The sequence below is a fragment of the Actinomadura alba genome (assembly GCF_014323705.1).
Lineage (GTDB): Bacteria > Actinomycetota > Actinomycetes > Streptosporangiales > Streptosporangiaceae > Actinomadura_C > Actinomadura_C alba.
Window position 1 is genome coordinate 1 of record NZ_JABVEC010000097.1, and the last position, 767, is coordinate 767.

Consider the following 767-nt stretch of genomic DNA (forward strand, 5'->3'; position numbering starts at 1 on the left):
TTGTCCAAGACCTTCGGTGGAGCCGGCCGTATGAACGCCGACCTGAACAGACACGCCACCGCTCTGGCGGAGCAGGTGATCGAGGCTCTGGCGGTCAAACGCGGCCCAGAGGACACCCGTACCAAGCGGCAACGCCGCCATGACGCGCTGGTGGACGCATTCGAACGGCTGATGGCCTCGGATCTGCTACCGCAACGGGGCGGGTCCAAGCCACAGGTCAAGGTCGACATGGGCCTGGCCACCCTGCGGCGGCTACCCGGCGCCAAGCAGGCCGAACAGGAGTGGATCCGCGCCAAGGAACTCGAGCTGGCCCGCCGCGAGGTCGCGGGCACCGGATCCATCCGTGAACTACTCAAAGACCTACCCGACCAGCAACTCCCACCCGGACTCACCCCATCCGGCACCCCCGGCACCTCCGGCACCGAAGGCCCTCTCTTCGACCAGCCGCTGCTGCCCGGGCTCGGTGACGGCGCCATCTTGGCCGGGGTCGGCCCGATCAGCGACGGCCTCGCCGCCGCACTCGCCTGCGACTCCTCAATGACCCCGACAGTGATCGGCGCGGTCGACCACGACGCCCTCGAAGCAATGACAAACGAATGGCTCCACACCCACGGCCTTGCCTGCCCTGGCGCCTGCCGTAGTGCCTGCCGTGATGCCTGCCGTAGTGCCTGCCGCGATGCCTGCACGAACCCAGGCAGGAGCACGGAAACCGACTGCACCGGCACCGCCCGCCCGCCCGGCGAGGACGAGATGGACGCCGGCTCGCC

The 767-nt window shown here is 69.1% G+C and carries 1 protein-coding gene; it reads left to right on the forward strand.

Annotated elements, in window-relative coordinates; all coding sequences use genetic code 11:
* Nucleotides 1-30: 30 nt before the first annotated feature.
* Nucleotides 31-767: DUF222 domain-containing protein (locus HKK74_RS38890; RefSeq protein WP_187248441.1), on the forward strand; the 737-nt coding region annotated here is incomplete at its 3' end.